This is a genomic window from Moorena sp. SIO2C4 (assembly GCF_010672485.1).
GTDB lineage: Bacteria > Cyanobacteriota > Cyanobacteriia > Cyanobacteriales > Coleofasciculaceae > Moorena > Moorena producens.
Genome location: NZ_JAAHGN010000735.1, coordinates 1 through 3879 on the forward strand (window position 1 = coordinate 1; position 3879 = coordinate 3879).

The 3879-nt window shown below is 44.1% G+C and carries 4 protein-coding genes; 2 read left to right on the forward strand and 2 right to left on the reverse strand.

The window, feature by feature from the left end:
• Positions 1-67 precede the first annotated feature (67 nt).
• Positions 68-208, forward strand: coding sequence for a hypothetical protein (locus F6K20_RS28100; protein WP_008187160.1), 141 nt, complete (start codon positions 68-70; stop codon positions 206-208).
• A gap of 326 nt (positions 209-534) precedes the next feature.
• A complete protein-coding gene (locus F6K20_RS28105; RefSeq protein ID WP_229414621.1) occupies positions 535-1209 on the forward strand; it encodes a hypothetical protein in 675 nt (224 codons plus the stop codon).
• A 131-nt stretch (positions 1210-1340) separates the two neighbouring features.
• On the opposite strand, the gene F6K20_RS28110 is transcribed toward F6K20_RS28105, so the two are convergent.
• Together F6K20_RS28110 and F6K20_RS40200 are read right to left on the reverse strand one after the other, a co-directional pair.
• Complete coding sequence (locus F6K20_RS28110) at positions 1341-3704, reverse strand: NACHT domain-containing protein (protein ID WP_287296870.1); 2364 nt, start codon at positions 3702-3704, stop codon at positions 1341-1343.
• An 18-nt stretch (positions 3705-3722) separates the two neighbouring features.
• On the reverse strand, positions 3723-3848 hold the full coding sequence (locus F6K20_RS40200) for a hypothetical protein (RefSeq protein ID WP_353736843.1): 126 nt from the start codon (positions 3846-3848) through the stop codon (positions 3723-3725).
• Between the last annotated feature and the right edge of the window lie 31 nt (positions 3849-3879).

Below are 3879 nucleotides of genomic sequence, written 5' to 3' on the forward strand. Positions count from 1 at the left end.
TTATCCCCCACACCCCACACCTGAGGTCTTTGTAAAAAACCTACCCTTATGAGGGGGAGATGGGGAGATGGGGAGATGGGGAGATGGGGAGATGGGGACTATTGCCTATTGCCTCTTGCCTCTTGCCTCTTACCTGCTCCCTAAAACCCAAGAATTTGTACCTCACCTAATTGAAAACCGCTATATTAAGGGTAATGTCATAACATGATATTATACTTCTATTGCCGAAGAGTGTTTGTGGATGCATTGAGATGCACCCACAATGGTGTTGGCAGTCTACAACATCCAGAATTATGCAATATATAGCCGAGATTATGATTTAATTAATCTAGCGGTTTTTAGCCTAATGAGGTACAAAAAATTTTTACCTTCTTCCCGATTCCCGATTCCCGATTCCCGATTCCCGATTCCCGATTCCCGATTCCCTGTTCCATAAAAAAATGTACCTCACCTAATTAAAAACCGCTATACTTAAATTATATTATGAAACCAGTCACCAAAATAGCTGTTTTTACAGTACATAAAGCAGGTTCAATGTTATTGCACAGAATAACTTTAGAAGCTTGTGCTTTGGCTCAACTGAAATACTATTCTCCCAATAATAAAGAGTTAAGTGATAGTTTATTATATTTTCAAGACTTTAAAGTAAATTGTTGCCAGTCAGCTCTTGCTGAGTTTAATTATATAGATACAGGGTGTATTGGCCCTATACGTCGTCCCCTAGAGATAGACTTAGATAGCTGTTTTGTAAACCTACACCTACGAGATCCCAGAGATGGTCTGAATTCAATGTTCTTTTCTTGGACAAAAACTCACGGAGGCATAAAGAAATCGATTCGAGACGAGTGGCTTTCTTGGGGAATAGACAAGTTTGTGATTTCCTTCAGTGATGATTACTTTGAGAGATATGAAAAATATCTAAATCACTTCATTGGTCATCCTGGTGTTAATCTACTCAAGTATGAAGATATGGTAGATAACTTTGATAGTTGGTTCACCTCGTTTGTTCAACCGTTTCAACTTTCTTCAGAAGATATAAACGGCTTGTCTAAGCAATTATCTGATCAAGTAGATCCCAAAAATGCCAAGCCCAATACTCACATACGTAAAATCACTCCTGGAGATTTCAGAAATAATCTTAAACCTGAAACTATAGATACTCTAAATCAAAAGTTTGGCCATATCCTCTCGGCATTAGACTATTTGTAAGCATTCAGCTATTAGCTATCAGCTATCAGCATTCAGCTATCAGCATTCAGCATTCAGCATTCAGCTTTTGAATAAAATAAGCTGACCGCTGACCGCTCACTGCTGAATGCTTACATATTCCCTACTCCCTACTATGGATTCTGCCATCCTTCCACAATCGCCATGCCCACATTCACATAGGGATTATCTAATAATTCTCTAAGGGCTTCTTTGCCACCACTTTCTAAGGCACTAAGCAACCGTTGTTTAGTACTTGCTGGAATGGCGATATTTACAAAGGCTGTCTTTTCTAAATCCGTGGCGTTGGGATTACTTTGCTCTAATTGTTTTAATAATTGTTGAATTTCAGCGGCGGCTTCACTTAGGGTTTGGTTTTTCTCGGGGGCATAATTGTTTTGAGTTTGACTATCAATTTCTTGATTAAACTCACTTTGAGTCGCATCGACAAAGTTATTAAATCTATGTTGAGACTGACGTTGATCGTATTTAGAGTGATAGTTGGAGTGATTGGAGTCTGACGTTGAGTCACTCATGGCGTTGTTTTCAACAGTGATAAGTCGGCTTGCTTGTAGTCTAGCAATTTCGATCAGGTCTTGGTAATGCTTCTGGTAAAGGGCAAGCACGCCATCCTTGTTGGTGGTTTGGGTGAGCTCTTGCCGAGAATTAAACCGCTGGATGAACTGGTCACTGACGGCATGGTCTTTAGTTTCGACAGCCGATTGAATCAGGACTTCCCGTAATACCAGAGCTTGGTTAACCTCCAACAGGGTGGCCAGCAGCAGGTAGACACCGCGAAATCGGGGGTCACTCAAATGCTCGTGCTGACGTTCTCGATTCTCGCTTTTCAGGAAGGTCTGGACGATAAAGTATTCCTGGATTTTATCGTGGCGAAAGTACCATTCTCGATGGGTACCACCAAACCCATCCTTCTGCTGACGAGTCAATACCATTTTATACCGTTCCATACAGTGCAACTCATCCAAGCAGTCGTTTTCTGGAATGGTAATTTGATCATGGAGGCGCATCTGGTAAACCGTTTCAGCAAATTCAGCCAGGGGAAAGGGATAAAGGTGAATCTGTTGATAGTCCTCTGCCATGATTTCATACTGCTGTTGTTGCAAATTCAGCAAATCCGGGTCTTTGCCCTGGGCCAACAGTTGTGCCACCAAGGTCAAATCCATGGGATTGGAGAGAAACCGACGTACTGCCGTTAACTCCTGTTTCGATTGGTTTTGGTGGAGTTGGCTGGCCAGATAGTCGTCACAGGCTTGCTCGTACTCCACACCCGATACCGGGACATCCTCCGGCAAAATCCCTTGACGAGAGGTGAGGAACTCTGCGATTTGCTGGCGCTTCAGGGGTTGCAGCACGTAGGTTTTAGCCGTGGCTGGGGGTTTCCATTCCAAGGGTTGGGTAGTGAGGATAATATGCCCATGGACGTGATGCTCCACAAAAGTATTAATAGTAGCCCTGGTGTCTGGGCTGACTTCATTGAGTCCGTCAATGCAGATATCTAGGGTATTGTAGTTAATCAGGCTTTGTAGGAATAATGGGTCATGGGCAGCGATGGGCAATTTAGCTTGAATCGCTTCCACCACACCACCGGCACATTGGCTAGCTGGCAGGTACACCGACAGCCGCCCGGAGGTTTTGACTAAATTCCGCAGAAACATGGATTTACCCAGTCCCGATTCCCCTTCCAGAACGATGGGAGACTGGAGTTGGCCAATGGCGGTTTGAATCGGTTGGGTATGGGTGGCTCGTCTTATTTTAACGTAAGAGTTGGGAAAGTAAGCCTGGGGATCGAAGCTATCTAAGCTAGCATCGGCCACCAGCACTTCACGGAAGGGAGCCAGTAATCGGTAGCGCAACCAGGGAATCCAGGTTAGAGCCACGCTGATATAGCCTAAGCCCACAATAGTGCGGAATTTCCGGTCCCAGATTAGAGCTTGGACTTGGGAAGAACGGGGATAAATGATGATCAGCAACAACCAGCCACTGACATGGATTAACCAAAGCTTAAAGGCAATCAGAAACCAGTGCTGTCCTTCTAAGGCGATAATTTTGGCATTGACGGCGGCAGCAAGTTGGGAGTCTATAGACTTAAGATTTTTGTAGTGCTGCTTGAGCAGCTTCATATCTGTTTGTTCCCACTTGACCTTGTCAACAACTATGGCAATCTGCCTTTCTAAGTCTTTGCGCAGTTTAGACAAATCTTGACTATCTTCCCAGATTTCGGCAAATAGGTTGAGAACTTTCACCCCTTCTTGGTGATTGATGGCCTGATCTTCATTTTCATGGGGATATTCCTTAGGTAAGCCCAGCCACTTGATTAAGACCAGTGAGTTTTCTTCCCCGCCACTGAGGAAATAGGCTAGAAAACGTAGCCTTGGTGCTTCTCGCTGGTACCAGTAAACTTGGTTTAATACCGAAAGTAAGTCTTTTACCTCTAATGGTGCCATCTGTTCCAGAGCTTTTGCTGCACTATTACCCACAGAGCCAATAAGACCAGTCTATGGATCGGTTAAAAGTTTGGCAATCTTGGGAGCGTACTGAGTTGCTGCTGCTCCCATTTTCCCCAAAGCCGATGACGCACTAGTACGGACATAATAATCTGAATCGGTTAAAAGTTCGGCGATTTGGGGAGCGTACTTAAATGGTGCTGCTTTC

Bases quoted from the DNA above. Each gene is read 5' to 3' on its own strand.
- F6K20_RS28100 (WP_008187160.1), top strand. From the start codon at position 68: ATGGGGAGATGGGGAGATGGGGAGATGGGGACTATTGCCTATTGCCTC.
- F6K20_RS28105 (WP_229414621.1), top strand. From the start codon at position 535: ATGTTATTGCACAGAATAACTTTAGAAGCTTGTGCTTTGGCTCAACTG.